Here is a 4150-nt window from a genome sequence, read left to right as displayed (position 1 = left end):
GCCGCCTGTTTTAACAAAAACAACCTATCGGGGACTGTTGAATTAGTTGATCACTACAGTATCTCTACCGCTATTTCTTATTCCTGCACTAAAGGTTTTAGTCGCCATTCAGAACGCCTGAAAAATCTTCGCTTTATTGTTCGTTTATGTAATTCAACTTCTTTCCGTTCAATAATTCCTTTCTTATACAGTTCTTTCAATACGCGAGCAACAGCTAATTCATGTTCCCTTTGGGGTGGAAGATAATTTTTGCCAGTGTCTAATTCCAACGCCGCATCTGTAATAAAGTATAATGTTTTCCAACTATCACTTTGTTTGAATACTCTTGCAACCAACAATTGAAGATTTTGCTTAAACAATCGAGGTTTTATTAGCCTTGAAACATTAAATTGTGTTTTGATTTGCCTTAAATCGAAATTGGGTTCAATGTACATCAAGGTATTCTCAAAACAAAGTATTTTATCCTCTAAATCTGATTTCTGTTGTTTTAACTGATCAAGTTGATGCTCAAGAATTGCTTTTTCTTTATAGCTATTTTCGATTAATTTGGTAAGTTGAGAAATAGGGTAGGATTCTGCCATAATAAAACTCTCCATTGAGTTAAACTTTCAATGGAGATTTTAGTATTTTCAATCGGTTAGGTCTTTGTGCAACTGCTACATAATACCGTTCTACTTTCAATGGCGGAATTAATATCGGTTTATGGCTGACTTTCTGCCCATTGAGTAAATTATCCAGCATTTTAGCTGCTTGATAGCCGATTTTTCGTGTTCCTTGTGTGACGGAAGAAAGCGAAATGCGCGATAGGTATTGAATTAATTCCTCATTATCGATGCCGATCACACAGAGTTGTTCGGGAACGGCAATTTTAAGGGCTTCGCAAGCTTGTAACAAATGACGCGCCCGTGCGTCGGTAGCGGCAATAATACCGGTGTGAGGCAGCAACGATTTTAACCACCCGCCTAACTTAAATTGCGCTTCCGCCCAGTTTTCGGAGGTGATTTTATCGCCTAAATAGACCGCACTTTGGTGTTCATATTGGTGCATTAAACTTAAAAAAAGCATTCTGACGTTCCACCGCCCAATGCTTTTCATCTTCTGTCGGTATGCCGTAAAAAGCAAAATGGTTTAACCCTTTTTGCTGTAAATGCAAAAACGCTATTTCCACCAGCGCATAATTATCTGTTGCCACGTAAGGCAAGTCGGGGTAAAAATCGGGGTTTTGATATGAACCGCCAACAGCAATGGTCGGCGCATTCACATTCTGCAATAAAGCGACTGTTTCGGGATCGTCGAAATCCGCAATCACACCGTCAATCGACAAACTTTCAATCGTGTCTTTATGATAAACAAAATCGTCTTCTACAAAAATATCCCAAGTGCATTGCGAGGCTTGCAGATATTGTCCAACTCCTTCCATCACTTCTCGATCATAGACTTTGTTGGCATTAAACAATAACGCAATACGATAATATTTCTGATTGTTCATGTTGAATCTCTTTTAATCGGCGCTGTGAATAATTTTGATTTATATAGCATTAAAATCATTTTATCTTTCAGTGGCTTTATTGAATCAAGCGTGATGTTAGTCTATTATTTATTTCAGCATAAATCGAATAATGCCGCCTATTAGGTTAAGATAATATGAATATTTTGGTTATCGGCCCGTCTTGGGTCGGCGATATGATGATGTCGCACAGTTTGTATCAAACGCTGAAACGGCAATATCCACAGTGCAATATTGATGTGTTGGCACCTAATTAGTGTAAGCCTTTGTTGGCTCGTATGCCGGAAGTGCGCAATGCGCTGACCATGCCTATCGGGTACGGCGCAGTAAATCTCGTTGAACGTTACCGCACTTTTGGCGCAAACCGAAAACCGTCCGTCAGTAGCTTTTTGCCCCGGAGCAGAATTCGGTCCGGCGAAACGCTGGCCGCATTATCATTATGCCAAACTTGCCGAAATGCTGATTGAACAGGGGCATGCCGTTCGTTTATTCGGTTCGGCGAAAGACGAAGAAGTCGGCGAACAAATCCGCTGTGCCTTGTCTTCGCCATTGCAATCTTATTGTGTGAATTTAGCCGGACAAACGGGGTTGAGGTGGATTTAATGAGTGATTGCGTTGCCGTGGTGAGTAACGACAGTGGTTTAATGCATGTCGCCGTCGCGCTAAACCGCCCGTTGGTCGCACTTTACGGCCAAACCAGTCCGCAATATACGCTTCCGCTGTCGGACAAAGCGCTAATTATTCGTTTGATTGAAGGCGGGTTGATTAAAATCCGCAAAGGCGAGGGAAAGGACGGCTATCATCAAAGCTTAATTGATATTCAGCCGGAAAATGTTATGGAAAAATTGACCGCACTTTTAGGAGGATAAATGGAAATTCGTTATCAACTGCCTACTGCCAAATATGCAGCGCTACAAAATAAGATCTCTAGACGTATTTATAAAGGTAACAAACTGGTGCGTCGGTTGATAATTTATGACGTGGCGCTATTTTTGCCTTACCTTGTATTGGTCATCTTAACACGCCATCGCATCCGTAATCTTCAGGAAATGTTAGGTGATTGTTATGAGCCGAATTATTCGTCTTGGCTTGGTTGGTTGTTAGTGATCGGCGGTTATTTCATTTTTGCTTATGCCACCGTCTTTCGTCCTATCTTTGTGAACAAAATTTTTCGTGAACAGGTAAAGGAGGATTTAACGGAGTGCGAACAAGTGGTTCGCATTCAAGAGGATGGATTATATTTACAAAATGCACTGGCGCGTTACGTTTTCTTTTATACGAAAGTACGCGCGGTAGAGAATATCGACAATTGCTTAGTCATAATCCTCGGCAGTGGACATTTCCAAGCCATTCCCTATAACGCATTTGCTGATGAAGATCAGCGTATGGCATTTGAACATCTACTGAAAAGCAAAATGACACAAAATGAACGTTTGTCTGGTTAAAACTTCCTCAATGGGCGATGTGCTACATACTTTGCCCGCTTTAACGGATGCGCAAAATGTTCTGCCTGATATTACTTTTGATTGGGTGGTGGAAGAGAATTTTGCCGAAATTCCGCGCTGGCATGGGGCGGTTAAGCGTGTTATTCCCATTGCTTTACGGCGTTGGCGTAAGCAGCCTTTTTCAACCAACACCCAACAAGCCTGGAAAAGCTACCGTGCTTTATTGCAAGAAAATCAATATGATGCTGTGATTGATGCGCAAGGACTGGTAAAAAGTGCATTCTTTGCTACCCGTTTGGCACAAGGTACAAAATACGGCTACAATCGCCAATGTGCCCGTGAGCCGTTGACCTCATTTTTTTACGATCACCGGTTTTATGTAGCTTACCAACAACATGCGGTGGAACGCATTCGACAGTTTTTTGCCCTTAGTTTAGGCTATGAGTTGTCTCAAACGCAGGGGGATTATGGCATTGCTCGACATTTTACCAACCATGCTGTAGAAAAGCCTTATATTGTGTTTATTCATGCTACCACACGAGCCGATACACACTGGCTTGAGGACGAATGGAAAAAAACAGCGGAAAAACTGACCGCACTTTTTAATGTGGAAATTAGCCCCCTTGGGGAAACGAACAAGAACATCAGCGAGCGCAACGGATTGCGAATGGCTTGGATAAAACCACGGTGTTGCCGAAATTAACGCTCACCGAACTTGCCGATCAGATTGCCAACGCCAAGGCGGTGATTTCCGTAGATACCGGCCTTGCCCATCTCACCGCCGCGTTAGATAAGCCGAATATCACCCTATACGGTGCTACGGATCCAAAATTGATCGGCACTTATGGAAAAAATCAGATATATATAAAACGTGAGAGAATGAATTTAATTCGGTCGGAAGAGGTTTTAGAACTATTTATGAATAAAACGGTAATTATATAATATTTGATTGTATAACAATAAGTTGTTAGACTTGTTTAGAATGTAAATGGAATATTTATACATTGCATTCATTTATAAACAATTAGTTAAAAGGAATTTTTGAATGACAGCATTTAATTTAGGGGCTGTACTAGATAACGACTAAATCTTTCATTTAGATTAGAATGCTCAAATGAGAAAAAGTCGCTTAAGTCAGCATTGTAGTGATCAACTAATTCAACAGTCCCTGAGGGTTGTTTTTGTTAAAACAGGCGGT

2 protein-coding genes and 3 pseudogenes are annotated in these 4150 nt (G+C 41.1%); 3 read left to right on the top strand and 2 right to left on the bottom strand.

The features are described from left to right. Positions 1-77: 77 nt before the first annotated feature. Positions 78-581: a hypothetical protein gene (locus Q0203_RS05370; protein WP_297930088.1), complete on the bottom strand. Its 504-nt coding sequence runs from the start codon at positions 579-581 to the stop codon at positions 78-80. 88 nt (positions 582-669) lie between these two features. Then, a pseudogene (locus tag Q0203_RS05365) lies at positions 670-1489 on the bottom strand (XylR family transcriptional regulator); the annotation flags it as partial. 155 nt (positions 1490-1644) lie between these two features. Here Q0203_RS05365 and waaF point away from each other — a divergent pair. The 3 genes and pseudogenes from waaF (at position 1645) to rfaC (ending at position 3894) form a co-directional block, all read left to right on the top strand. Continuing rightward, positions 1645-2376 (top strand): annotated as a pseudogene (gene waaF, locus Q0203_RS05360) (lipopolysaccharide heptosyltransferase II). Continuing rightward, entirely contained in the window at positions 2377-2952 is a 576-nt protein-coding gene (locus tag Q0203_RS05355; protein WP_297930086.1) for a YcxB family protein, read from the top strand. It abuts the pseudogene before it with no gap. Next, positions 2933-3894 (top strand): annotated as a pseudogene (gene rfaC, locus Q0203_RS05350) (lipopolysaccharide heptosyltransferase RfaC). The gene Q0203_RS05355 and the pseudogene rfaC overlap by 20 nt, the downstream one beginning before the upstream one ends. Positions 3895-4150: the final 256 nt, after the last annotated feature.

Origin of the sequence: uncultured Aggregatibacter sp. (assembly GCF_938046485.1) — a bacterium.
Classification (GTDB): Bacteria; Pseudomonadota; Gammaproteobacteria; order Enterobacterales; family Pasteurellaceae; genus Aggregatibacter.
Note: the sequence above shows the minus strand (reverse complement) of the source record. Positions and strands in the feature narration are given on the sequence as shown.